The organism is endosymbiont of Acanthamoeba sp. UWC8 (assembly GCF_000730245.1).
Lineage (GTDB): Bacteria > Pseudomonadota > Alphaproteobacteria > Rickettsiales > Midichloriaceae > Jidaibacter.
The window spans coordinates 784,872-809,271 of record NZ_CP004403.1 but is presented as its reverse complement, the minus strand read 5'-3'; the positions used below and the strand labels follow the sequence as shown (position 1 = coordinate 809,271).

Below are 24,400 nucleotides of genomic sequence, written 5' to 3'. Positions count from 1 at the left end.
ATTATGAGAAGAGCAGCATTACGTACATTATCTATAAATGCCCCTACAACAGTTTTGAGTACAAGCGCCCAATCACTTACGAGCCATACTTCTATGAGCGGTTATATGGCAACTTCAGAAGTTTTAAATTTTTTACAACTCGGCACAAGCAAGGAGCATTTAACAATAGGTGAACTTGAAGAGCTTGCAGATGCACTAAAAAAAATAGAAACCTATTTTTACAAAGGAAGGGAATCATCCGAGATTGCAAAAATAAGTGGTTTTATTATTGAAGCGCGCGAATATTTTGAGTTTCTAAATTATGGGCCTGTGCCCTCTTCTATTAATGAACCTTCTTCAGTTAGAAAGGTGGATGCTATACAAGCCATTATAAAGATAAGAGACCTATTAGAAAATAAAGTTGAGAAAGAGATAGGTAAGGCTTTAGAAATCTGCGGAGTAAAAGCTAACGTTAAAGGGGTAAGTGAAACTATTGAAAGCCGTGCTGCCAATAAAAAGGAAAGTGTGGCTGAAGAAATAATCTCTGAAGCTATAGAGCTGTTAAATGACAGAGGTAAAGAGGTTATAGATCGAGCTTTAGAAATCTGCGGAGGAAAAGATAATATTATAGGATTGGATAAAGTTACAAAAAACTATGGTGCTAATAAGGAAAAAAGTGCTGTAGATAGGCTGTCAGAAAGCAGAGGAAAAGAAGCAGGTTTAATTATATAAATAAAAATACTAAAACTTTAAAAATGATGTGAGTTATGGCAAATAAAGGAATTGTAAAACAAGTAATCGGTGCGGTAGTAGATGTTAAATTCGAGCGAGGGTTGCCTAGAATTTTAAATGCACTGAAATGTGAAAACCAAGGCAAAGAGCTTATACTGGAAGTAGCTCAGCATATCGGTGAAAATACCGTGCGGACGATTGCTATGGACTCCACCGACGGTTTAAGCAGAGGACAGGAAGTTATTGATACCGAAAGCCCCATCACCATTCCGGTTGGAAGAGAAGTTTTAGGTCGTATTATGAATGTTATCGGTGAGCCAATCGATAACCGAGGTGAAATAAAATCAACTCAATCAGCTTCCATTTACGCACCGGCTCCCGAATTAATCGAGCAATCTACCGCAAATGAAATTCTAACTACCGGCATTAAAGTTATTGATCTTTTAGCGCCTTATGCCAAGGGGGGTAAAATCGGCTTATTCGGCGGAGCAGGGGTCGGTAAAACCGTAATTATCATGGAACTGATTAATAATATTGCTAAAGCACATGGCGGATTTTCAGTGTTTGCCGGGGTGGGGGAAAGATCAAGAGAAGGTAATGACCTCTACCATGAGATGATTGACTCAAAAGTTATTGATCTGGAAACTCCGCAAAATTCTAAAGTCGCACTTGTATACGGCCAAATGAACGAGCCGCCGGGAGCCAGGGCAAGAGTAGCATTAACCGGCCTTACTCAAGCTGAATATTTTAGAGACCAGGAAGGGCAGGACGTATTATTCTTTATTGATAATATTTTCCGATTTACTCAAGCTGGTTCCGAAGTTTCTGCACTCCTCGGGAGGATTCCTTCTGCTGTAGGTTATCAGCCGACTCTTGCGACCGAAATGGGTACATTGCAGGAAAGGATTACCTCTACCAAGAAAGGTTCGATTACTTCCGTTCAGGCGGTATACGTTCCGGCGGATGACTTAACTGATCCGGCGCCTGCTACCTCATTCGCCCACCTTGATGCGACTACTGTACTCAGTAGACAAATTGCCGAGCTAGGGATTTATCCGGCGGTAGACCCGTTAGATAGTACCTCACAAATGCTAAGCCCTGATATTATCGGTGAAGAGCATTACAAGATTGCGAGGGAAGTACAAAGAATTCTTCAGACTTATAAGTCGTTACAGGATATTATTGCGATTTTAGGTATGGATGAGCTTAGTGAAGAAGATAAACTTATTGTAGCTCGAGCTAGGAAAATTCAGAGATTTTTATCACAACCGTTCCATGTAGCGGAAGTATTTACCGGTATTTCAGGAAAATTTGTTGCGCTTAAAGATACCATTCAAGGGTTTAAAGGTTTGGTGGAAGGGGAGTATGACGATCTTCCGGAAGCTGCTTTTTATATGGTAGGGAATATCGATGAGGCAATTGAGAAGGCTAAAAAACTTGCTTTAGAGGCTGCATAGTAGATGACTAAAATTAGACTTGAAATTATTTCTCCTGAAAAGACCTTAGCTAACTTGGAAGTTACTATGGCAGTGCTTCCGGGTGAAGGCGGAGAGTTCGGTGTATTATTCGGTCATGAGAACTATATTACTACTATTACTCCCGGAGTAATTAATGTTTATCAAGATGAGGCAATAACCGAAAAATATATTGTTTCGGCAGGTACGGTTAAGGTAACCTCGGAACTTTGTACGGTTATAATTGATGAAGCTGTAAGCGCAGATAAAATTAATTTTGAGCAGTTTGAAAGCAGGCTTGCCGAAACCATCCGGGAAATGGAAAAAGAATCCTCCGAAATTGTGAAAGATGAGTTGAAGGATGAAATAAAATACCTGGAAGAAGCACTTAAGTTTAGGGTTTAGTGAAGTATATTTAAATTTTATTATTATCAGCTTCAACTTTTATCATAGGAATTATTACTCCTGTTTTATCTGCTTTTAAGAAAACAACTCTTTTCTTATCAGTTTCATAGATAACTTCACCTTTTTCAAAAGATTTTAAAAGAGTATATTCTTTACCGTCAGAGTTTTCTACTGTTGTTAAATAAAGTTCACGGTCGAAATTTACTGAATCCATATTAAAAATACATAAAGCTTTGGAAACAGCAAAGACTAAAAAAGCAAAGGAGGAACTTAGGCCTAATCTAATTTTCGGATTAAAAGCAGTAATAAAAGTTAAAGCGTAAGCTATTACCAAATAAGAGGCAAAAGCAATTATTATCGGATAAAATATATAGGTGCTAAAATTAAAATTTTTATTAAGCGTATATATTTTATAACTAAAATATGCAGCTAATATAATAAGCAATAATTTAGAAAATAAAGAGACATATTTAGCGAATTTGATTTTTCTACTATTAACATGAGGAAAGGCGCTGGTTACCGTTTCCTTGTAAAGAAAAAAGGGTTGAATAAATAAACAGAAATAAACTATCAAAAGCTCAAATACTACACTTAATGAAGTATTAATGTGATCCGATAAAGTAAACGGTATTAAATACGGGTTAAATCCGAGAAAGGATACATATATATAATTAATTATTAATCCTGAGGTTACTAAAGCAGCTATAGCAACTTTTGTAAGAATTTCAAAATAGGAACTTAAATCATTTTTTAATTTGGGTAGTATTGAGGTTTTACTCATCTTATGATCATAAAAATTATTTAAAATATATTACTAATAAAGCTTCCGCTTGTTTGGTAGTCAAGTTTTCTAATATGAAAAACACTATAAAATATTTTAAAATAATATTAAATTTTCTATATAAATCTATTTTTATTTAGCGAATTTGAATTTATAATGTTATAATTCAGCGAATTATTAAATAATTGCGTGGTTATTAGATTATGTTTTTAATGCGATATGTAGTTTTATTTATACTGACATTTTCACTGGTAGGTTGCTCAGGCGGTAAAGCGAGTAATAAAGATTTGAAGGATGAAGAACATTTTAACTTAGATAATGAGATTTTAAAGAGTCTTCCTGATGAAGAGCTTATTATACTTCATAAAGCTGTTATGTCATATTCCCTGATTAAAAATTCTAAATCTGCTACAAATGAGGAGAAACTGGTTGCTAAGGAAAAGTTCAATTCTCTTATGGTTAAAATGACAAATTTTGTGGTTGAGCATGATTTAAAGCCGATCTACTTTAGTGAAGAAGAAAAAAGAGCAGCCTTAATCGATTTTAGATTTGTGTTAATGCAAACCGAAAATGAACTAAGAAGAAAGCCGCCATTAGAAGAAGTGGTGAGAAGAGTTTATGCCCTTCAGCCTGAAAGAGCGATAAGAATTTTGAGGTTAGCTGCCCAAAGATACCCTAAAATAAGTTAGATTGATTGCAATGTATTTCAAATTAAGTTTAATACATTGCACATTTTTTTTGCTTAAGACTTTAAGTATTTTATATAGCTTATTTTATTTGTGTTGTATTAGTATTATTAGGCGGGTTTTTAATATTACTTGATAAAGGCCGTTTATTTGGAAAATTTATTTCCTCAATATAATCCCATTTAGAAAAATTAAATGAATTATTGGACCTATTATACCATATTACGCCTGCTTCAAGCGGCCTAACTAAAACTTCCTCTTTATAGCTTTGTTCTTTAGGATTAATATTTTTATAATCTTTTATAATTATCTTAGTTTTAAATTTTTCTGTTCCCGTTTTTAGTTGATAATAATCATATTTGCCTTGGTATAAGCTAAGAGACAAAGTGATTGTTAATAAAGCTAAAAAGCTTCTAATCCCTGTTCTTATTTGGTTAGAAAGTGCTTCTCTATATGTTTTCGAATTTTCTATAAAATATATAAAAGAGGTGAGTAGGGAAATAATAATAGTCATATATAGTATAACGTAAGGGTAAGAGAGTTCAAATAATATTGCTGCTAAAAAAGAAATGATAGCTGGAAGTAAAATAATAAAACTAATAACTCTTGTTTTATTATTTGGCTCTTCCTCTTTATTGTTACGAATAAAGCATAGAATTAAAGCAAAATTAAATAAAGAGTACAAGCTTATTTCGGGTAACCAATTTAAAGCAGACCTAAGATGATCAAAAAATGTGCTTGGAATCTGATCAACTTGAATACCTAACTGAATAAAATAAATATAATCATATAAATAAGCCATAGCCGGAAGTAATACCGGGAAGTACTTTATAGTCTGCATGCAAACTATTGCAAAAGGATGGGCATCGTTTTTATGTTTTCTGTATGTATAATTCCTCATCACAGCCACCTTGCGATTTCGATTGCCGCATAAGTAAATATTCCGTTTGCACCCGCACGCTTGAAACAAAGCATGGTTTCTAAAAATGCTTTTTGTTCATCAATAAACCCGGCGGCACTTGCTGCTTTAATCATTGAATATTCTCCGCTTACCTGATAAGCAAAAATCGGGATGTTATAATTATCCTTAACTCTCCTGATGACATCCAAATAAGGTAGTCCCGGTTTTATCATCACCATGTCCGCTCCTTCTGAAATATCCAGCTCCACTTCTCGTAAAGCTTCATCGGAATTAGCAAAATCCATTTGATAAGTTTTTTTATCCTTGCCGCCCAGCAAAGATTGCGAGCCGACAGCGCCTCTAAAGGGGCCGTAGAAGCAAGAAGCATATTTTGCAGCATAAGCAAGAATTTGAGTATCGGTTAAGCCTTCTTCCTCTAAAGTTTCTCTGATAGCACCGATTCTGCCGTCCATCATATCGGAGGGGGCAACAATATCACAACCGCTTTGAGCAAGGAGTAGCGCTTGTTCACATAAAGCATCCACGCTTTCGTCATTAAGTACATCCCCTCTTTCAGTGATAAGGCCATCATGGCCGTGAATAGTATAAGGGTCAAGTGCAACATCGGTAATTACGCCAAGCTCGGGAACTTTATTCTTCAGTTCCTTAATGGCTCTACATACTAAATTCTCCTTATTTAATGCTTCGCTACCTTTATCATCTTTTAACGTCGGATCTATATAAGGAAAAAGAGCAATCGCCGGAATCCCTAGCGCCTTTGCATCCTTAGCCGTTTTAACCAAATTATCGATTGAAAGCCTATTTACACCCGGCATAGAGGTAATCGGCTCCAGCTCTTCCTTACCTTCTTTAACAAATATGGGGAGTATTAAGTCAGAAGGCCTAAGATGATTCTCGGCAACCATATCTCTCGACCATTGTTCTTTGCGGTTTCTTCTAAGCCTGGTATAAGGAAATGCTTTCATATTATTTAACCATGTTTTTAAGTTCATATAAAATATCAAGTGCTTCTCTGGGAGTAAGCGCATCTATATCAATTGCTTTTAGCTTCAGTTCAAGTTTATCAGCTTTAGGCTTCAGAGAGGGAGAAGCAATAGGTATAGGAGGAGGTGCCGAGGAACCGGAATTTTTAAGCTCCAGTTGAGATAAAATTAAGTTTGCTCTTTCAATAACCGATAAAGGTACGCCTGCAATTTCAGCCACATGAATGCCATATGATCTATCAGCTTTCCCTTTTATAACTTCATGCATGAATATTATTTTTTCTTCCCACTCGGTAACCTTCATCGTATAGCACCTTAGGTACTTTAAATGCTGTTCAAGTTCGGTGAGTTCATGATAATGGGTAGCAAACAATGTTCGGCATTTAATTTCATTATGGATGTTTTCAATCACCGACCAGGCGATCGATAAGCCGTCGTAAGTAGAAGTACCTCTGCCGAGTTCATCCAAGATAACAAACGAGTTGGCGGTAGCATTGTTTAAAATAGAAGCGGTTTCCACCATTTCAACCAAGAATGTGGATTGTCCTCTCGAAATATCATCACCTGAGCCTATCCTGCTGAACAGCTTATCAACAATTCCGATATGGGCGCTTTTAGCAGGCACGAAACTACCGATCTGAGCGAGTATGCATATCAATGCATTTTGTCTTAAAAATGTACTCTTCCCTGCCATGTTAGGTCCGGTAATCAACCATAAATTTTGCTCTTCATTTTGAATGCAGTCATTAGGAATAAATTTAGATTTTAAATATTTTTCAACAACAGGGTGTCTACCTTCTATGATTTCAAAGTTTTTTGAGCTATCAACTAAGGGGCGCACATATTCCATCTCAACTGCAAGAGTTGCAAGCGAGGAAGAAACATCAATTATGGAAATTGCCTGGGAAAGAAGAGCTATATTATCCGAATAAGAAGTAATCTCATTAATAAGTTCGGCAAATATTTCCTGCTCTAAGCCGTAAAACCGTTCTTCACAAAGCTTGATATCGCTTTCAAGTTGCTTTAATTCCTCAGTGGTATACCTGATTGAATTACCCAGAGTTTGCCGATGAATAAATAAATCTTCAGGCATTTTTTTGAGGTTGGAAGGAGTTATTTCTACAAAATAGCCCAAAATATTGTTATGTGATATTTTCAGTGTTGGTATACCGCTCAATAATTGGTATTTCTCCTTAAGTTTAATTAAATTTGAATTAGCGTTGGTTTTGATATCCCTTAACTCATCCAGTTTTGAATGATAGCCTTGTCTAATAAAATTTCCTTCTTTAATATTAAGGGGTAATTCAATTTTCAGCGCGCTTTTAAGCTTTTCTAAAAGGTTGCCGAAATTACCCGTATAGTTTAAGTTTTGCTTTATTTCTTCAGATAAATATTCAGATGAAAAGGTTAAAGTTTCAGCTATAAGCAAGGCAATATCCAGTCCATCACGAATTATCCCTAAATCGCGCGGGCTTGTGCGTTTCGCAAATATCCTTGATAGAGCGCGTTCAATATCCGGAAATGCTTTTAGAAGCTCTCTTACTTTAGTTCTTAAGCTGCTTTGCTTTATAAAACATTCAACATTATCAAGCCTTCGGTTAATCGAGCTTTGATCACACATGGGTGCAGAGAGTTGAGTGCTGAGTAACCTTCCCCCTAAAGAAGTTAATGTTTTATCAACCACGCTAAGTAAGGAGTTTTTCTTTTGACCTTTAATATCCTTCTCAATTTCCAAATTTCTTCTGGTAGCAGGGTCAATCAGCATAAAATGTTTGGAGTCAATTTTCTTCGGGCGGTTAATTTTAGGAAGAGCGCTTTTTTGCGTATGTTCTATATATTCAATTAATGCTCCTGCACTTGTTATTTCAGCTTTATTATAATTATCTAAGCCTTCTAATGAGGTGAGGTTAAAAAATTGTTTTAGGCGATTCTCACTTCTGGTATAATCAAATATGTTATTAGCTCGTACTGAGATATTTTTGTTATATTCCTGTAATACATGTTTCATCCTTTCGCCTTGAAACAGCTTTTCAGGTAATATTATCTCACTTGGCGAAAGCCTGGCGAGGTCACTTGCAAGAGAAAAGCCGCTAGTAGTAGATATATAGAATTCCCCGGTAGTTATATCAATCCAAGCAAGGGCAATAATTTTATCAATTACAGCAATCGAGCAAAGGTAATTAGTTTGTTTGGATTCAAGTAAAGATTCCTCTATTATAGTTCCCGGAGTAATTATCCTTACCACTTCCCTTTTTACTACTTCTTTATATCCCCGCTTTTTTGCCTCTTCCGGAGTCTCCAGTTGTTCACAGATAGCAACCTTGAAACCGGCCTTAATTAGCTTTTCAAGATAGTAGTCATAAGCATGGGAAGGAACTCCGCACATAGGAATATCTTCACCCTTATGCCTACCGCGCTTAGTAAGTGTGATATTTAGAATATCTGCCGCAACCACTGCATCATTAAAAAAGAGTTCATAAAAATCACCCATTCTGTAAAACAACAAGTACTCCTCATGCATTGCTTTCACATTAAGATACTGTTGCATCATCGGAGTTATTGCGGTTTTTATTGAATCTGATAGTAAATCCGATTGCGGGGTAGAGGAAGCTATCATATATTTATGTAAAATCTTTCTATATTTTACCGAAGTATATAAAAATCTTTTCTAAAATAAAATATAAAGATAACTTAATTAGAAATTAAAAAGCATTTTGATGGGCATTTAATATATATTAACCGTAAACTAATGACTAGTATAACCGGTTATTTAATACTCATAATTTTATAACCATTTTTGTACTTTATTTTTGCACTTTTATTTCGGGTGCTATATATTGAACTCCAAATTACTAAACGGCAAAAAAATATGAGTGATTATAATCCGAAAGTTATAGAGAAAAAATGGCAGGAATATTGGAATCAAAACAATTCATTTAAAGTATCCGAGGATTTTTCAAAACCTAAGTATTTTGTGCTTGAGATGTTCCCTTATCCTTCCGGGAGAGTGCATATGGGGCATTTAAGGAATTATACTATAGGTGATGTGGTCGCAAGATTTAAGAAATCCGCCGGGTTTAACGTATTGCATCCGATGGGTTGGGATGCGTTCGGTTTGCCGGCTGAGAACGCTGCAATTCAAAATAACCGGCAGCCAGCGGAATGGACATACTCGAATATAGAAGCGATGAAAAAACAACTTCTCCCGATCGGCTTTTCATATGATTGGGGAAGAGAGCTTGCAACTTGTGATGCCGATTACTACAAACATGAGCAGGCAATGTTCATAGATTTTTATACCGCAGGCCTGGCTTACCAAAAAGAATCGATAGTTAATTGGGATCCGGTCGATCAAACCGTGCTTGCGAATGAACAGGTTGAAAACGGTAGAGGATGGCGTTCGGGCGCACTTGTAGAGCGTAAGAAATTAAAGCAATGGTTTTTAAAAATTACCGAGTATGCCGATGAATTATTAGATGACTTAAATAAGCTTAAAAACTGGCCTGAAAAAGTGCTGACCATGCAGAAAAATTGGATTGGTAAATCTGAAGGTGCCATAGTTAAGTTTAAGGTAGAGAATAGTGAGCAATATATAGATATTTATACTACTCGCCCAGATACTTTATTCGGCGCTTCTTATATAGGAGTTGCTTATGATCACCCGATTCTAGCTCAGGTAGAAAACGAAGAAGTTAAGGCTTTCATCGCAGAGTGTGCCCATAATGCCGTAAGCGAACAAGTTTTAGAAACTGTCGAGAAGAAGGGGGTATTTACCGGGCTTTATGTTTTGCACCCTCTTGATGATTCAATTAAGCTTCCGGTTTATATCGCAAATTTTGTTCTTATGGATTACGGCGCGGGGGCAATTTTTGCCTGCCCTGCCCATGACCTGAGAGATCATGAATTTGCTTTAAAATATAATTTACCTATCATTCCGGTGATAAAGCCTGTGTCCGATCAGGAAATAGATTATAATAAGGAGCCATATATAGAAGAAGACGGAGTAATGTTTAACTCCGCATTTTTAGACGGGATGGATAGTAATGGCGCTAAGAGAAGGGTGGTAGAAGAATTAGAGCGCTTAAAGCAAGGTGAAGGAAAAGTTCAGTATAGGCTTAGGGATTGGGGTGTTTCCCGTCAACGTTATTGGGGTTGCCCAATTCCGATGATATACTGCGATGATTGCGGAGTAGTTCCGGTGCCTAAAGAACAGCTCCCTGTTAAGCTGCCTGAAGATGTGAGTTTTACCGGTAAAGGGAACCCTCTTTCCAATCATCCGACCTGGAAACATGTTGATTGCCCGAAATGCGGCAAAGGAGCTACCCGCGAAACCGATACTTTTGATACTTTCTTTGAATCTTCCTGGTATTTTGCAAGGTTTTGCTCCCCGCAAAGCGAAGAAGCTTTCGACAGAAAACAAGTAGATTATTGGTTGCCCGTTGATCAATATATCGGAGGCATTGAGCATGCGGTCATGCATCTTTTATATTCGCGTTTTTTCACTAAAGCGCTTAAGCAATGCGGTTATTTAAACCTTTCCGAGCCGTTTGACAGGTTGCTTACCCAAGGAATGATCTGCCATGAAACTTATAAGGACGGAACAGGCAGCTGGTTATATCCCGAAGAAGTTAAAAAAGAAGGTAATAAGGTTTATCATTCTTCGACCAAAGAAGAGGTGGTTCTCGGCCGTTCGGAAAAAATGAGTAAATCTAAGAAGAACGTTGTGGATCCGGATTCTATTGTAGAGAAGTACGGAGCCGATACCGCACGCTTCTTCTTACTATCGGATTCTCCACCTGATCGCGACTTGGAATGGACTGATACCGGGATTGAAGGCTCGTATAAATACCTTTCCAAGTTATATAAAATGGTGCATGAAATTAATCCTGCTTTATCTTCGAATCCGACTCACGATGAAAAGGCTTTAAAAGTAATTCATAAAACTATCAGAGATGTGACGGATTTCTTGGAGCACTTCCATTTTAATAAGGCGATAGCTAAAATTAGAGAACTTACTAACTATTTGAGTAGTAACTCTTTATCGGAAGCAACTTATAAGCTGGGGATGGAAATGGCGATAAGGTTATTAAACCCGATTGCGCCTCACATTACGGAAGAATTATGGCATATGCTAGGAAATGAAAATGTATTAATAAATATAGCTTGGCCTGAAGCTAATCCGAAATTTTTAGTTGATGATAATGTCACTATTGCTGTACAGTTAAATGGTAAAATGAGGGGCGTTATGGAAATAAAGTTAAATGCAACTAAAGAAGAAACGCTAGCGCAGGCTAAACTTCTGGGTAATATCGGTTCGGTTTTAGAGAAGTCAGAAATTAAGAAAGTGATCCATGTGCCTAATAAAATAATTAATATAATTTTATAAATATATGAAAAAAATATTATTTCTGTTCGCCTGTTGTTTAAGTTTAAGTTTAAATGCTAATGCGGTTGCCCAACTATCAGATGAGTCAAGTGCGCTAAGGAAGCCAAAGCTTTCCGAGACTGATTTATTTGCAAGAGTAGAAGGTATCGAGCAAAACATGGTAGCTTTACAGAAGCAGATTTATTCCGAGCCGAAAACTTCAGGCGGTTCAAATAGTGCAGCGGTTTCTGCGCAGTTCGATGAGCTTTATCAATTGTTAAAAACGATTAGGGGTGATATAGAGCAACTCCAATTTGAATATTCACAGCTTAATGATAAATTTATAAAATTTTCCTCCGATATTGAATATAGATTTAATGAACTTAATCAACGTAAGGATCAAGCTAAAATTAATGCCGGTGAAGCTGATAAAAAACTTGATTCCATTGATGAGCAATTAACTGAACAAAATGTATTCAAAGGAAGCGATCAGAAAGCTTTGGAAAAAAAAGCTAAGCAAGAACAAAGCTTAAATAAGACTAAAAATAATACTAAAGATGATCAAGGAGAAATCCTTTACAAAAAAGCTTATGCTGCAATCAAAGAAAAAGATGCGGATAAAGCACTTAAGTCATTTCAGGAATTTATTGATAATAACCCAAATCATACAAGAGTGAGCGAAGCTCAATTTTGGATCGGAGAAATTAACTTCCAGGCTGAAAAATATAATCAAGCTGCAATAAGATATTTAAAAAGCTATCAGCAAAACCCAAATGGTGATAAAGCGCCGGATAGTTTAGTAAAGTTGGGTGAGTCTCTCGGCAGATTGCATAAAGTTAAGCAGGCTTGCTTTACATTTGCCAAATTTAAAAAAGAATTTCCTAATGCTTCAACTTTTCTTAAAAAGAGAGCTAATGAACAAATAACAAGTTTGGGTTGTAAATAACATTTTTCGTACCATCTTGCTTTTTTCTCTTCTCCAATGGCTGGATTAATGGGGTGTCAACATGTTTTTTACAAAATCAACATATAGTTGAAAATAAAAGTCATTGCAAATTCTAATACTATATATAGTATAGGATCAAAGGTTTTTTAAGAGGGAATTATTATGTGCTCAGTTGCCGCGTTCAAGGTAGAGCCGCAAAAGTTAATCAATAAAAAAGAGTTTAAAATAACTTTAAATTCTGAGCGAGATAAAAATTTAACTGACTTCGGAAAAGCAGTATTGGTAGATCGTTACCTATTAGAAGGGGAGACTTTTCAAGATTTGTTTGCAAGAGTTGCTAAGTATTATGCTGATGACGAAGAGCATGCAAACAGGCTTTATGATTACATGAGTAAAATGTGGTTTATGCCGGCTACTCCGATTTTGAGTAACGGAGGAACTGATAGAGGTTTGCCGATCTCGTGTTTTTTAAATGAGACCGGAGATAGCTTGGATGGAATTGTTGATGTTTGGAATGAGAATGTGTGGCTGGCTTCAAGAGGCGGGGGAATCGGCACCTATTGGGGGGGGGTACGCTCTATCGGAGAAAAAGTAAGAGGCAACGGTAAAACTTCAGGAATTATTCCGTTTATAGGAGTTCAGGATAGGCTAACTCTTGCAATTTCTCAAGGCAGTTTAAGAAGAGGAAGTTCAGCTGTATATCTACCTGTATGGCATCCTGAGATTGAAGAGTTCATAGAGCTTAGAAGACCGACCGGAGGTGACCCGAACCGTAAAGCGCTCAACTTACATCATGGTATAGTTATTACCGATGACTTCATGGAAGCGGTTGAAAAGGATGATCCTTGGGAGTTAAAAAGCCCATATGATAAGTCGACGATTGCAGTCGTAAAAGCCAGAGATTTATGGATTAGAATTCTAACCGCCAGAGTAGAAACCGGAGAACCTTATTTACTGTTTATCGATCATGTGAATGATGCAAAACCTGAAGTATATGAAAAACTAGGTCTTGAAGTAAAAACTTCCAATTTATGCAGCGAGATTACTCTTGCAACCGGTAAGGATCATCTGGGCAATGAAAGAACGGCGGTATGCTGCCTTTCTTCATTAAACCTGGAAACCTATGAAGAATGGAATAACAACGAAGATTTTATTCCTGATATTATGAGGTTTTTAGATAATGTGCTGGAAGATTTTATTGATAAAGCTCCGACCAGCATGAGTAAAGCAAAATATTCCGCTTACCGAGAAAGAAGTGTAGGCTTAGGAGTGATGGGATTGCATTCGTTCCTGCAATCTAAGATGCTGCCTATGGAATCAGCTATGGCTAAAGCATGGAATTTGAAAATATTTAAGCATATCAAGCAAGAAGTGGATAAAGCTTCAAAAATGCTGGCTGAAGAAAAGGGAGCATGTCCTGATGCTTTGGAAGCAGGATTAATGGAAAGGTTCAGTCATAAAACTTCAATAGCTCCTACTGCTTCAATTTCTATTATTGCAGGTAATTCTTCTCCTGGAATTGAGCCTTATAATGCAAACACTTATACCCAAAAGACTTTAACCGGCTCATTTAATGTTAGAAATAAGCATTTAAAGAAGCTATTGCAGGAAAAGGAACACGATAATGATGATGTTTGGTCTTCAATCATGAATCACGAAGGCTCGGTTCAACATTTAGATTTTTTGAGTCAAGAAGAAAAGGATGTATTTAAAACTGCATTTGAAATTGATCAAAGGTGGGTAATTGATTTAGCTGCTGATAGAACTCCGTTTATTTGCCAGGCTCAATCGTTAAACATCTTTATCCCGGCGGATATCCATAAACGTGATTTGCATTTGCTGCATTTTACGGCTTGGAAGAGAGGGGTGAAGAGTATGTATTACTGTCGTTCCAAGTCGCTCCAAAGGGCGGATAAAGTATCAATTAAGTCCGAGCATTCTCCTATACAGCTTGAAATGAAATTGATACCGGCAGGTATTCAAGGTGACGGTACAGTGTCGGGTGATGGTAGTAATACTAATTATGATGAATGCTTAGCATGCCAGTAATTTTATAAAGTTAATAAGTTAAAGTAAGTAAAAAGAAGAGAATGTTGAAAGTAATATAAAACTTTTTCTATGATCTTCTAACAGCTTATGTTAGATTATCTCCATAAAATTTCCAATGAGTTGAGATCATGAAGATTGATGCTAACAGCATTCGTGTAGGTGATGTGCTTGAATATAACGGCAAACTTTGGGTAGTGCAAAAAACTATGCATACTCAGCCCGGTAAAGGTGGGGCTTATATGCAAGTTGAAATGAAAGATATGATTAACGGCACCAAATTAAATCATAGATTTAGAAGTAGCGAAAATATTGAAAAAGTGCGCCTGGATCAAAAGAAATTTCAGTTCCTTTATATGGAAGGGGATAACCTGGCTTTAATGGATAACGAAAGCTATGAGCAAATTTATATCGATAAAGAGATTGTCGGTGAGCAAGTAGTATTCTTACAAGACGGAATGGAAGTAAATGTTGAGTTTTATGAAGATAAACCGCTTACGATTTCCCTTCCCGAGACTTTAGTAGTAACCGTTAAAGAATGTGAACCGGTGGTTAAAGGTCAGACCGCAGCTTCATCATATAAACCCGCAATTTTAGAAAACGGAGTTAGAGTAATGGTTCCTCCGTTTATCAGTATGGGTGAAAAAATAGTGATTAAGACTGCTGAGATAGAATACTTGGAAAGAGCTAAGGATTAAAATTATGCCATTAAAACCCGATATTTTAAAAGAAATGATTTTACAGGCATTCCCGGATGCAGAAGTTGAAATAATAGATACTGTTGGTGATAACAATCACTATGAAGCAAAAATTATTTCTTCTAAATTTAAAGGAATAGGTATGATTGCTCAACACAGGCTGGTATACGATGCCTTAAATTCCCATTTAAAAAGTGGAGAATTGCATGCGATTTCATTAAAAACAAAGGCTAAGGAGTAAACGAATATGGATGATGTACTTTCTCAAATAAAGAATGAAATAGAAAACAATGATATAGTTTTGTTTCTAAAAGGAACTGCAAATATGCCGCAATGCGGTTTTTCCGGGGTAGTAGTTCAAATTCTTAACCGCTTGGAATTACCTTTTAAGGATATTAACATTCTTGAAAGTGAGGAGTTAAGGCAGGGTATTAAAGAGTTCTCTAACTGGCCGACTATTCCTCAATTATATATTAAGCAGGAATTTATCGGCGGGTGTGATATTGTAAGAGAGATGTACCTTTCCGGTCAGTTGCAAAACTTGCTTCAAGAAAAAGGGCTTAAATAAAAAGTGAGAATAAGTTTTGTACGATATTATTAATATATACCTTCCAATTGCTGAGGTGAACTTAAATATCTTCCTTATTATCTCAATAGGTATAGGTGTGGGGATACTTGCCGGTATTTTTGGTATAGGAGGCGGATTAATCTTAGTGCCTATTTTGGTTGCAATTGGGGTTCCTTCACAGGTTGCGGTCGCAACTTCAACTAATCAGATGACAGCGGCCTCTTTCTCCGGGTTTTTAGCTTATGCCCGCAGAAAAAGAGTGGATTATAAGTTAGGAGTATTAATGCTTATCGGCGGTTTAGCCGGAGCAACTTTAGGAGTTATAGTTTTTGATATTCTAACCGAGCTCGGAATGATTGATATTTTTATATCCTTAAGCTTTCTGGTATTGCTCGGTATAGTAGGTTTTACAACTTCAAAAGATGCTATTACATTACTATATTATAAATTTAAAAAATTAGAGAGACCGAAACACCAACCTAAAAAATTGTTCAAAAATCTATCTTTACCGCTAAAAATCAATTTTATCAGTACCAGGCAGGAAATGAGTATATTTTCGCCTGTATTGGTCGGGCTTATAGGCGGATTTTTGGTCGCAATTATGGGGATCGGAGGAAGTTTAATTATGCTTCCTGCAATGATTTATCTGCTTAGAGTTTCCGAGGCTTTTACTGCCGGTACTACCCATTTTCAAATTATATTTACTACTATACTCGCGACTATCCTGCATTCCGTAACTTCACATAATTTAGATATTGTTCTTTCAACTATCCTGATTATCGGTACGGCTTTCGGAGTACAAATTGGAGCGAGGTTGGGGTCTAAATGTAATCCTGATAATTATAGATTACTATTTGCTTTAATTATCTTTATACTTTGTGTAAAAGTAGCTTGCGGGCTGGTTGTAACTCCTCAGTCCTTATATACAGTTGAGCATCTAATTAAATGAGACGATTATTATTCAGTTTAGTTATAATTATTTTGAGCTTAAACATAGGTGTTAAAGCTAATGCCGGCTACCTTATCGCTGATCTTTCTACAAAAAGTATTATCTTAAATTATGATTTTAAAGGACAGTATATAACTATTTCCGGGATAAGCACCGGAGTTGAAGAAATTATAATTTCCGTAGACGGACCGGTTAGGGCGTATAGGGTTTGGAAAAAAGAAAAAATAAACGGGGTCTGGATAAATGCTAAAAGTTTTACCATACCTTCCGAGCACTCGTATTTCTTCCTGGCCTCAACTAAAGACCTCTATAGTATTGCAGACTTGGATACATTAAGGGATCTTGCCCTGGACTACCAATTTGAAAATTATCAAGTCCAGGAAAGATATCCTCAACTGCAATTTGACCGATTTAAAGAAGAATTTAAGCTTTATAGACAAGCTTTGAAATTATATCCGACTAAAGTTGAGAGCATTGAGCGCATAGGGGAAAATATCTTCAGAGCAAAGTTTTATATCCCGAATTATGCTTATAGCGGCAAATATGATGTAAGTATTTATGCTTTTACAAAGGGTAAAGAAGTAAACAATATCCATTTAAGCTTTGAGGTTGGAAAGCAAGGATTATATGCGGCAATCGACGAAATATCGAAAAGGGAGCCGTTAAAATATGCTGTTTATGCAATTTTAATTGCTTTGTCGGCAGGGCTGATAGCGGGCTTTTTATTTAGAAAAGATCGTTAGTTTTTGTGATATAAAAGGGAGCCAGACTTTGTATTATGAAAATAATCTTGTCATTTGCATATAAAGTTAATAGAATTTGTATTTGCATTTTGGCAAATGTTTATGAATTAAAAGCTGATTTTTTAAAGAGGGAACATGAAAATAAAGCTGTGGCAAAAAGTGATGGCCGGAATGGTGCTGGGTATTATATCCGGGTATATTCTTAAAGAACAAGCTTTGATTTTAAAGCCGATAGGTACTTTATTTATTAATATGATTAAGATGGTAGTAATACCGCTCATCTTTTTCTCAATACTAAACGGGGTCACTAATATGAATGACGCGAGCACCTTTGGTAGGGTAGGCTCAAAAGCATTTTTTGCATATTGTTTCACCACTATATTTGCCGTAATGATAGGGCTTGGTTTTGCAATAATATTCAAACCCGGTGAGGGCTTAAATATTCAGCTTGGGACTGAAAGCGTTACGCATGTTCAAAAGAGTGCGGTAGAAATTTTGATGGATATAGTTCCGACTAACCCAATTCAAGCAATGGCAGCCTCTAACACGATGCAGGTAGTGGTATTCGCATTTTTTACGGGGTTTGCACTTATCTTAATCGGGGATAAAGGGAGAGAAGTGAAAAACTTGGTAGTATCCGCTTCACACTTAGTATTTAAAATGATTGAGCTTGTTATAAAGCTTACTCCGTATGGTGTCTTTGCAATTATGTCTTGGGTGGTGGGAGTGTATGGCTTAGATGTTATGTTTTCATTAGGAAAATTTGTATTGGTCGTAATGGGTGCGCTTAGCGTACAATACATATTATTCGGAGTTATGCTCTTTGTATTCGCCGGGTTAAACCCCTTGCCTTTCTATAAAAAGATGATTAATACTCAAATGCTTGCTTTTGCAACCGTAAGCAGTAAGGCAACGCTTGCAACTGCAATTAAGGAATTGCAAAATAAAGTCGGGGTTTCCAAGCAGTCAGCTTCATTTTTACTACCACTCGGGGCTTCGATTAATATGGATGCCACCGCTATTTATTTAGGAATTTGCAGCGTATTTTTTGCGCAAGTTGTCGGTATGGAATTGGGTATGACTCAATACTTAATGATAATTTTAACTTGTACGCTAGGTTCTATAGGTGCAGCTGGTTTCCCGGGCGGTGCGATGGTAATGATGGGTATGGTGCTGACTTCGGTCGGGTTACCGCTTGAAGGGATGTCAATTATTCTCGGAGTTGATAGATTCCTTGAAATGTTAAGAACAACGGTTAATATAACAGGGGACTGTACAATTACAGTGCTTATTGATAAATCTGAAGGAACGTTTAACAAAAAAATATATTATTCGGAGGAAAAAGATGATGAAGAAGACGATGATTAAAAAAATGATCCTTCCGGCAATGGCATTACTACTTGCCGGTTGTAATACAATTCAGGAGAATAATATTAAAACTCCGGCAATCAACCAGGAAACGGCATATAAACCGGGTTTTATAGTTTTAGATGTTAAGGATATAGTAATCATAGATAGAACAGATAATACAAATTCAATTGGAAGCAATTACAAACCTCCGATTAATCCTAAACAGGCAATTATTAATTGGGCGGAAAAGCGCTTAAGAGCTAAAGGGAGCGTAGGAAAGATTGAAGTTGTTATTAAGGAAGCAAGCTTTAAAGAAGAAAAACTCAAAAATGAAACCGGGCAAATTATAGAATCTTTAAGAAGAGGAGAGCATAATAAGTATGATGCACGCTATCTTATATCTATGAAATTATATTCGGATGAAGCTGCACGCAATAAGGTTTCGGAAATTGAGATCGAAGCTTTCAGCACAAGGAATGTAGAAGGGGTTATTTCTTCGGAAGATAAAAATCTGATCATTACCAAGATGCTGCAGGAGCTGCTTGATAATGCTGAGCAGCAGTTGGAGTATAACATTGCGACCTACTTTATAGGTGCCGAATAGGCGAATTAGAACTTGCAATTTTATATTTTAAGTATAGACTCAGAGCCCGTTTATGTTATATAGGCCTTAAAGGCATGCCTATAAGCGAAACTAAAAAACTTATAAAGGAGACAAAATGCCAAAGATGAAAACTAAAAGCAGTGCTAAGAAGAGATTCAAGCTCACCGGCACTGGTAAAGTAAAATCTAGCCAAGCTAATAAACAACACAACATGCGTAAGCGAAGCAAAAGACAATTGCGTAACCAAAGAGGTACTACGATTCTTAATGCTGTTGAAGCAAGAAGAGCAATTGCATATATGCCGTATGGTGATTAATTAGTTAACAGGAGAAATAAAAATGGCTAGAGTTAAACGCGGAGTTACCGCAAAAGCAAGACATAAAAAAATATTAAAGCTTGCTAAAGGATATAAGGGACGCTCAAAAAATTGTTTTAGAGTAGCAGTTGAAAAAGTTGAGAAGGGTTTGCAATATGCTTACCGTGACCGTAGAAATAAAAAGCGTGATTTTAGAGCACTTTGGATTCAAAGGATTAATGCTGCGGTTAGAGAGCATGGTATGATTTACTCTCAATTCATCAAGGGCTTAAAGCTTAGCGGAGTTGATTTAAATAGAAAAATGCTTTCCGAGATTGCAATCCATGATCAGCCGGCATTTGAAAAAGTAGTTGCACTTTCATTAGAAGCAATCAAAAAAGCTGCATAGCTATGAAAAGTACTGAGGAAATTAAGCAATACTTTATTGATAAAGTTGCTTCTGCTCATGACCTTGCTCAACTTGAGCAGATAAGAATAGAATTCTTAGGGAAAAAAGGGCAGGTAACTGAAGCTCTCAGCTTAATTTCCAAGGTTAACCCAGAAGAGCGTAAAGCTTACGGGGAGAGGATAAATACTCTGAAAAACTATATCATAGAAGAGCTTGAGCATATTAAAATTAAGCTTGAAGCAGAATTTCTGGAAGCAAAATTACTTGCTGAAAAAATAGATATAACTTTACCTCCTAGAAATTATTCAGTGGGTAAAGAGCACCCGATAACTAAAGTAATTACCGAGCTGAGATCTATATTTTCCAAACTGGGTTTTGACTATGCGGAAGGGCCTGATATAGAAAATGATTGGAATAACTTCACGGCTCTTAATATTCCTGAGCATCATCCTGCCAGGCAGATGCATGATACATTCTACTTAAAAGAAGATAAGTTATTACTTCGCACACATACTTCGCCGGTGCAAATCAGGCACATGACCAACCATAAACCTCCGATAAAAATTATTTCTATCGGCAAAGTTTATCGCTCGGATTATGATGCAACTCACACCCCTATGTTTCACCAAATTGAAGCATTATATATTGATAAAAATATAACCATGGTGCATTTAAAAAGCTATCTGGAAATGTTTTTAAAACTCTTTTTTGAAGTCGAAAATGCTCCTGTAAGGCTAAGACCTAATCATTTTCCATTTACCGAGCCTTCTGCCGAAGTGGATGTTAAATGTGATAGAAGCAGCAAACAGGAAATCAAAATTGGTATGGGTAATGATTGGTTAGAAATTTTAGGTTGCGGAATGGTAAACCCGAAAGTTTTAGAAAATGTCGGATTAGATCCTAATGAATATCAAGGCTTTGCTTTCGGAGCGGGAGTGGAAAGGCTTGCTATGCTTAAATACAACATTCCTGATTTAAGAACCTTCTTTGAAGGTGATATCCGTTGGATAAAACATTACGGTTTTTGATTAACTTATTCTAAAAAGCGTTAGAAAGTTATTTTTAGTATCCATAATAAAAATTAATAAAAATGAAATCTTATCCTGAAAAATTATGATAAATTTATTATAACCTAAAAGGCTTTAGATTTACATTGTAAGAAGAGTTGGCTATTATTTGCGAATAATTAAAAATTGTTCCTTCCATTATGGCTAAATACTCAAAAACTTTTACATTAGACAAAGATTTTATTAAATATGCACCGGTTGACAGATACTCAAAGTCTTCAAGTATTAATACCTATATTTATAAGTTAAAAGATGAGGAATCAAGCAGCAATCAAAGCTTGTGGATTATAAAAGAAAATATTAATTCCTGGATAATCAGAGAATTTATTGCAGGTGGAATTTATAAATATTTTTTGGGTGATAATGCCTCTACTATGATGCTTGTAAAAGACAGTAAATATGCTAACCAAATTAAGCTTGCCGTTAAATATATAAATAATTTTCACCAGTTCGATAATTATGGATATGAGGTAGCAGCTAAGATTAACGCAGATAGTATCCCTTTTGATTGTGTTATAGGGGGGTGTGAAATTCAAGGCGGTATATTAAAACATAATAGCATAAACCCGTCTATATATAACGGGAAACCGGTTCTTGGTTTTGAAGTAGCTACTATATTATCTATATTTATAGATGACAGAGATATTGATAATGGGATAAACTATGCCCTTATTAATGGCGGGGATAGCTTAAAGGTAACCAGATTTGATTATGATGACAGCTTTTCTTTTATGGTTCCTACTCGCGTTGTAAGTGACCATCATTTATTACCTTGGCAAATACAATATATGATTGATGCTCAGTATATTTATTATAGCCTTGCTGCACCCGGCTATCTGAAAACTAAATTTGGAAAAGAATTGGTAAAAAAAATAGACAGTGAAAAGTTATTAGAAGCTTTAGATGCAGTTGCTTCTACTCCAATAGCTGAGATTAGAAAAATAATTCATGAAAGAATGGAAGTCGTATCGAGTTATTATTCAAGCAACCAATTAAATAAGATATTTAATTTTAAAAAACTTAAAGAGTTTACTCCTGAAGCAACAAACACTGCAAATGCACTGGAAAGCTTATTGGTAAAAGTTTTAGATGATAGATTGGATGAGCTGAAAACCACTAGAAACTGCTTTGAAGTAGAATTAGCTGCACTGGGACATAATCAGACTAAATTATCCGAGCTGGAGAACTTCATGGAAGACGGTGAACAAAAATGCACAAGTATGTATCAAGATTATGAAGCGATTACGCCATATGAGCTGGTTAATCTCTATAAGTTTACCGAGTTTAATGACGAGCTGTAAAAATCTCTTAAGTTAAAGTTCTTAAGTTAAAGTATTTGCCGGTAATATAGAAAGTCTACTGTTTGCAAGGTTTTTACAACAAACTATGATGCCGTATTTATAATCAATAATAAAACGACATTATTAAGTTATTATTCGGGGAGTAGGGATATTATAAACCGGAAAAAGCTAATTTTATAATGATGATATCTTTAGCGAACAACTATTCAAGCTCTTCATTAATCAAGTTATTAACAAAGTCCGACACACCTAGTCTTCTGGCTTTTTTCAACCTTTCGGCACGCAGAATGGCAAGTAGCTTCTTAAGGCTATCATCAATATCACGATTAATAATCGAGTAATCATATTCATGCCAGTGGCTTAATTCCTCATTAGCCTTATCCATGCGCGCTTTCACAACCTCCGCGCTATCTTGGTCGCGTGATTTAAGCCTATCAAGCAGTTCTTTTTTGGAAGGCGGGAAGATAAAAACACTTACCGTATCTTCTCTGGCTATTTGTGTAAGTGAACGGTTACCTTGCCAATCAATATCAAATAATACATCTTCACCATTTTCCAAGTGCTGATCAACAAACTTTTTAGGCGTACCATACATTTCTCCGAACACTTCCGCATATTCAAGAAAAGCATTTTGTTCAATCATTTTTTTAAATGTTTCATGATCGGTAAAATAATAATGTATACCTTCAATCTCATTCGCACGTTTTTTTCTGGTGGTAAACGAAACTGAAGGTCTGATATGCTGATCGGATTTTAATAACAGCTGTGCTAGGGTAGTTTTTCCTGCCCCCGACGGAGAAGAAAGAATTAACATAAGCCCGCGACGTTTAATTTGTAACATATATTATATGGCAATCGATTAATATTAATCGCACCCTTATAACATGCAATTTAACTTGCTTTCAATCTGATTTGCGATTTCGACTTCAACATTTTTGTTATAGAGTCTATTTATTGCAACAAGCCCTGTCGGTGATGTCACGTTTATTTCAATCAAATACTTATCAATTATATCTATACCGACAAAAAATAATCCTCTTTTCTTTAATTCCGGTTTAAGCGCTAAACAAATTTCAAGATCTCTTTTTGAAAGTTCGGTGGTTTGTGCGCTACCTCCTACTACAAGATTAGCTCTAAAATCCTGCTCATCCGGAACTCGCTTTATTGCTCCCAGAATCTCCCCGTCTAATAATATTATCCGCTTATCGCCCTCTCTTATTGAGGGTAAATATTGCTGCAATATGAAATTGCCGTATTTTCTGATATATTTATTCAATATACCTTTTATATTAGGCGTAGTGCTTTCAATTTTTTCTATATCAAGCCCGCCGAATGCATATATAGGTTTTATAACAACCTGTTTATGTGCTTCAATAAAATGCATTACTTCGGGTGTATTGCTTGAGGCTATAAGCGTTGCAGGCGTAAGGTCAGGGAAATTTAAAACGCAAAGTTTTTCAGCATAATTTCTGATTTCCGTAGGGTTATTAATTATAAGGGTTTTATCCTTTATTAACTCAAGCAGGTAAGTAGTAGTGATATACTCCATATTAAAGGGAGGGTTTTGCCTGATAATAACGGCTTTAGTTTTTGCAAGGTTTATTACTGTAGTTTTACTTACGTTATATTTAGCCGGGAAATACACATCAATTTCAATAAAATTTCCGCGTGCGCACACCTCATCATCCCGGTAAAAAAGGTTTATAGGCGTATATATAAATAAGGCGAATCCTCTTTTGAAAAGCTCATAGGCAATAAGCCAGGAGCTATCGGTGGCAAAAGAGATTTTATTTAAGGGATCCATTTGAATCGCAACTATATTGCTTGTCATAATAAATTGAATTAAGTTTAAGTTATTCATTCATAATAGATTTAAACCTTGAAATATAAAAAATCAAAAAAAAATTAAAAATAGATGTTGACTAGGCAAATGAATTCGCATATAAATTCAACTCACGAAGCGACACGAAAAAACAAACGTCGTTAGTGAAAATGTAGATTTAGTCTACATTGTTCTTTTGAAATTGTGAGAAATTTTCCAAATAATACACCGCGAAAATAAAATTTAATTTTGTTGTAAGTTTAATTCTGTATGCGATGTTAGTATTTTTTAAGAA

At 36.0% G+C, this 24,400-nt stretch carries 24 protein-coding genes; 18 read left to right on the top strand and 6 right to left on the bottom strand.

Annotation, left to right across the window (positions count from 1 at the left end; all coding sequences use genetic code 11):
- Nucleotides 1-3: 3 nt before the first annotated feature.
- Genes I862_RS03955 through atpC form a run of 3 tightly spaced genes read left to right on the top strand, consistent with a single transcriptional unit; the run spans nt 4 to nt 2,570 of the window.
- Entirely contained in the window at nt 4-711 is a 708-nt protein-coding gene (locus I862_RS03955; protein WP_038539159.1) for a hypothetical protein, read from the top strand.
- Between the two features lie 35 nt (nt 712-746).
- Nucleotides 747-2,168 carry a F0F1 ATP synthase subunit beta gene (gene atpD, locus I862_RS03950; protein ID WP_038539156.1) on the top strand — a complete coding sequence of 474 codons (1,422 nt, stop codon included), beginning with the start codon at nt 747-749 and terminating at the stop codon, nt 2,166-2,168.
- A 3-nt stretch (nt 2,169-2,171) separates the two neighbouring features.
- On the top strand, nt 2,172-2,570 hold the full coding sequence (gene atpC / locus I862_RS03945; RefSeq protein WP_038539153.1) for an ATP synthase F1 subunit epsilon: 399 nt from the start codon (nt 2,172-2,174) through the stop codon (nt 2,568-2,570).
- 10 nt (nt 2,571-2,580) lie between these two features.
- Here atpC and I862_RS03940 read toward each other — a convergent pair whose 3' ends face one another.
- Entirely contained in the window at nt 2,581-3,351 is a 771-nt protein-coding gene (locus I862_RS03940; RefSeq protein WP_038539151.1) for a hypothetical protein, read from the bottom strand.
- A gap of 203 nt (nt 3,352-3,554) precedes the next feature.
- Here I862_RS03940 and I862_RS03935 point away from each other — a divergent pair, with 203 nt between their 5' ends.
- The gene (locus tag I862_RS03935; RefSeq protein WP_038539148.1) at nt 3,555-4,040 is read left to right on the top strand and encodes a hypothetical protein; all 486 of its coding nucleotides are present in this window, start codon (nt 3,555-3,557) and stop codon (nt 4,038-4,040) included.
- Between the two features lie 79 nt (nt 4,041-4,119).
- Here I862_RS03935 and I862_RS03930 read toward each other — a convergent pair whose 3' ends face one another.
- Genes I862_RS03930 through mutS form a run of 3 tightly spaced genes read right to left on the bottom strand, consistent with a single transcriptional unit; the run spans nt 4,120 to nt 8,559 of the window.
- Nucleotides 4,120-4,938, bottom strand: coding sequence for a hypothetical protein (locus I862_RS03930; RefSeq protein WP_038539144.1), 819 nt, complete (start codon nt 4,936-4,938; stop codon nt 4,120-4,122).
- Nucleotides 4,938-5,924, bottom strand: coding sequence for a porphobilinogen synthase (gene hemB, locus I862_RS03925; RefSeq protein ID WP_038541287.1), 987 nt, complete (start codon nt 5,922-5,924; stop codon nt 4,938-4,940). The genes I862_RS03930 and hemB overlap by 1 nt, the downstream gene beginning before the upstream one ends.
- Nucleotide 5,925: 1 nt before the next feature.
- On the bottom strand, nt 5,926-8,559 hold the full coding sequence (mutS, locus tag I862_RS03920; protein ID WP_038539141.1) for a DNA mismatch repair protein MutS: 2,634 nt from the start codon (nt 8,557-8,559) through the stop codon (nt 5,926-5,928).
- Between the two features lie 252 nt (nt 8,560-8,811).
- On the opposite strand from mutS, the gene leuS reads away from it, so the two are divergent.
- The 14 genes from leuS to I862_RS03850 all read left to right on the top strand — a co-directional run bounded on the left by leuS (nt 8,812) and on the right by I862_RS03850 (nt 22,283).
- Nucleotides 8,812-11,328, top strand: a complete 2,517-nt coding sequence (gene leuS / locus I862_RS03915) for a leucine--tRNA ligase (protein ID WP_038539138.1) — start codon at nt 8,812-8,814, stop codon at nt 11,326-11,328.
- Nucleotides 11,329-11,332: 4 nt separating this feature from the next.
- Nucleotides 11,333-12,253: a tol-pal system protein YbgF gene (gene ybgF / locus I862_RS03910; protein ID WP_038539135.1), complete on the top strand. Its 921-nt coding sequence runs from the start codon at nt 11,333-11,335 to the stop codon at nt 12,251-12,253.
- Between the two features lie 162 nt (nt 12,254-12,415).
- Entirely contained in the window at nt 12,416-14,302 is a 1,887-nt protein-coding gene (locus I862_RS03905) for a ribonucleoside-diphosphate reductase subunit alpha (RefSeq protein WP_084173783.1), read from the top strand.
- A gap of 128 nt (nt 14,303-14,430) precedes the next feature.
- Entirely contained in the window at nt 14,431-14,997 is a 567-nt protein-coding gene (gene efp, locus I862_RS03900; protein WP_038539133.1) for an elongation factor P, read from the top strand.
- Between the two features lie 4 nt (nt 14,998-15,001).
- A complete protein-coding gene (locus I862_RS03895) occupies nt 15,002-15,238 on the top strand; it encodes a BolA/IbaG family iron-sulfur metabolism protein (RefSeq protein WP_038539131.1) in 237 nt (78 codons plus the stop codon).
- A gap of 6 nt (nt 15,239-15,244) precedes the next feature.
- Complete coding sequence (gene grxD / locus I862_RS03890) at nt 15,245-15,565, top strand: Grx4 family monothiol glutaredoxin (RefSeq protein ID WP_038539129.1); 321 nt, start codon at nt 15,245-15,247, stop codon at nt 15,563-15,565.
- A 16-nt stretch (nt 15,566-15,581) separates the two neighbouring features.
- Nucleotides 15,582-16,514, top strand: coding sequence for a sulfite exporter TauE/SafE family protein (locus I862_RS03885; protein ID WP_052646390.1), 933 nt, complete (start codon nt 15,582-15,584; stop codon nt 16,512-16,514).
- The gene (locus tag I862_RS03880) at nt 16,511-17,257 is read left to right on the top strand and encodes a TIGR02186 family protein (RefSeq protein ID WP_038539124.1); all 747 of its coding nucleotides are present in this window, start codon (nt 16,511-16,513) and stop codon (nt 17,255-17,257) included. Before I862_RS03885 ends, I862_RS03880 begins: the two co-directional genes overlap by 4 nt.
- Nucleotides 17,258-17,392: 135 nt before the next feature.
- On the top strand, nt 17,393-18,625 hold the full coding sequence (locus tag I862_RS03875) for a dicarboxylate/amino acid:cation symporter (RefSeq protein WP_052646387.1): 1,233 nt from the start codon (nt 17,393-17,395) through the stop codon (nt 18,623-18,625).
- The gene (locus I862_RS03870; protein WP_148299480.1) at nt 18,603-19,211 is read left to right on the top strand and encodes a hypothetical protein; all 609 of its coding nucleotides are present in this window, start codon (nt 18,603-18,605) and stop codon (nt 19,209-19,211) included. The genes I862_RS03875 and I862_RS03870 overlap by 23 nt, the downstream gene beginning before the upstream one ends.
- Before the next feature lie 115 nt (nt 19,212-19,326).
- Entirely contained in the window at nt 19,327-19,527 is a 201-nt protein-coding gene (gene rpmI / locus I862_RS03865; RefSeq protein WP_038539118.1) for a 50S ribosomal protein L35, read from the top strand.
- 22 nt (nt 19,528-19,549) lie between these two features.
- Nucleotides 19,550-19,915, top strand: a complete 366-nt coding sequence (rplT, locus tag I862_RS03860) for a 50S ribosomal protein L20 (RefSeq protein WP_038539115.1) — start codon at nt 19,550-19,552, stop codon at nt 19,913-19,915.
- Between the two features lie 2 nt (nt 19,916-19,917).
- Nucleotides 19,918-20,943 (top strand): phenylalanine--tRNA ligase subunit alpha, encoded by a 1,026-nt coding sequence (gene pheS / locus I862_RS03855; protein ID WP_038539112.1) that lies wholly within the window; start codon nt 19,918-19,920, stop codon nt 20,941-20,943.
- A gap of 179 nt (nt 20,944-21,122) precedes the next feature.
- Nucleotides 21,123-22,283, top strand: a complete 1,161-nt coding sequence (locus I862_RS03850) for a hypothetical protein (RefSeq protein ID WP_038539109.1) — start codon at nt 21,123-21,125, stop codon at nt 22,281-22,283.
- Between the two features lie 202 nt (nt 22,284-22,485).
- Here I862_RS03850 and gmk read toward each other — a convergent pair whose 3' ends face one another.
- Complete coding sequence (gene gmk / locus I862_RS03845; RefSeq protein ID WP_038539106.1) at nt 22,486-23,124, bottom strand: guanylate kinase; 639 nt, start codon at nt 23,122-23,124, stop codon at nt 22,486-22,488.
- 36 nt (nt 23,125-23,160) lie between these two features.
- The gene (gene gshB / locus I862_RS03840; RefSeq protein WP_052646386.1) at nt 23,161-24,144 is read right to left on the bottom strand and encodes a glutathione synthase; all 984 of its coding nucleotides are present in this window, start codon (nt 24,142-24,144) and stop codon (nt 23,161-23,163) included.
- Between the last annotated feature and the right edge of the window lie 256 nt (nt 24,145-24,400).

Excerpts from the sequence above, each read along its gene's own strand:
- pheS (WP_038539112.1), top strand. The coding sequence starts at position 19,918 with ATGAAAAGTACTGAGGAAATTAAGCAATACTTTATTGATAAAGTTGCT.
- hemB (WP_038541287.1), bottom strand. The coding sequence starts at position 5,924 with ATGAAAGCATTTCCTTATACCAGGCTTAGAAGAAACCGCAAAGAACAA.
- I862_RS03905 (WP_084173783.1), top strand. The coding sequence starts at position 12,416 with ATGTGCTCAGTTGCCGCGTTCAAGGTAGAGCCGCAAAAGTTAATCAAT.
- ybgF (WP_038539135.1), top strand. The coding sequence starts at position 11,333 with ATGAAAAAAATATTATTTCTGTTCGCCTGTTGTTTAAGTTTAAGTTTA.
- I862_RS03850 (WP_038539109.1), top strand. The coding sequence starts at position 21,123 with ATGGCTAAATACTCAAAAACTTTTACATTAGACAAAGATTTTATTAAA.
- rplT (WP_038539115.1), top strand. The coding sequence starts at position 19,550 with ATGGCTAGAGTTAAACGCGGAGTTACCGCAAAAGCAAGACATAAAAAA.
- I862_RS03940 (WP_038539151.1), bottom strand. The coding sequence starts at position 3,351 with ATGAGTAAAACCTCAATACTACCCAAATTAAAAAATGATTTAAGTTCC.
- gmk (WP_038539106.1), bottom strand. The coding sequence starts at position 23,124 with ATGTTACAAATTAAACGTCGCGGGCTTATGTTAATTCTTTCTTCTCCG.
- I862_RS03895 (WP_038539131.1), top strand. The coding sequence starts at position 15,002 with ATGCCATTAAAACCCGATATTTTAAAAGAAATGATTTTACAGGCATTC.
- I862_RS03880 (WP_038539124.1), top strand. The coding sequence starts at position 16,511 with ATGAGACGATTATTATTCAGTTTAGTTATAATTATTTTGAGCTTAAAC.
- atpC (WP_038539153.1), top strand. The coding sequence starts at position 2,172 with ATGACTAAAATTAGACTTGAAATTATTTCTCCTGAAAAGACCTTAGCT.
- rpmI (WP_038539118.1), top strand. The coding sequence starts at position 19,327 with ATGCCAAAGATGAAAACTAAAAGCAGTGCTAAGAAGAGATTCAAGCTC.
- atpD (WP_038539156.1), top strand. The coding sequence starts at position 747 with ATGGCAAATAAAGGAATTGTAAAACAAGTAATCGGTGCGGTAGTAGAT.
- I862_RS03935 (WP_038539148.1), top strand. The coding sequence starts at position 3,555 with ATGTTTTTAATGCGATATGTAGTTTTATTTATACTGACATTTTCACTG.
- I862_RS03930 (WP_038539144.1), bottom strand. The coding sequence starts at position 4,938 with ATGAGGAATTATACATACAGAAAACATAAAAACGATGCCCATCCTTTT.
- I862_RS03875 (WP_052646387.1), top strand. The coding sequence starts at position 17,393 with ATGAAAATAAAGCTGTGGCAAAAAGTGATGGCCGGAATGGTGCTGGGT.
- mutS (WP_038539141.1), bottom strand. The coding sequence starts at position 8,559 with ATGATAGCTTCCTCTACCCCGCAATCGGATTTACTATCAGATTCAATA.
- I862_RS03870 (WP_148299480.1), top strand. The coding sequence starts at position 18,603 with ATGATGAAGAAGACGATGATTAAAAAAATGATCCTTCCGGCAATGGCA.
- grxD (WP_038539129.1), top strand. The coding sequence starts at position 15,245 with ATGGATGATGTACTTTCTCAAATAAAGAATGAAATAGAAAACAATGAT.
- leuS (WP_038539138.1), top strand. The coding sequence starts at position 8,812 with ATGAGTGATTATAATCCGAAAGTTATAGAGAAAAAATGGCAGGAATAT.
- efp (WP_038539133.1), top strand. The coding sequence starts at position 14,431 with ATGAAGATTGATGCTAACAGCATTCGTGTAGGTGATGTGCTTGAATAT.
- gshB (WP_052646386.1), bottom strand. The coding sequence starts at position 24,144 with ATGAATAACTTAAACTTAATTCAATTTATTATGACAAGCAATATAGTT.
- I862_RS03955 (WP_038539159.1), top strand. The coding sequence starts at position 4 with ATGAGAAGAGCAGCATTACGTACATTATCTATAAATGCCCCTACAACA.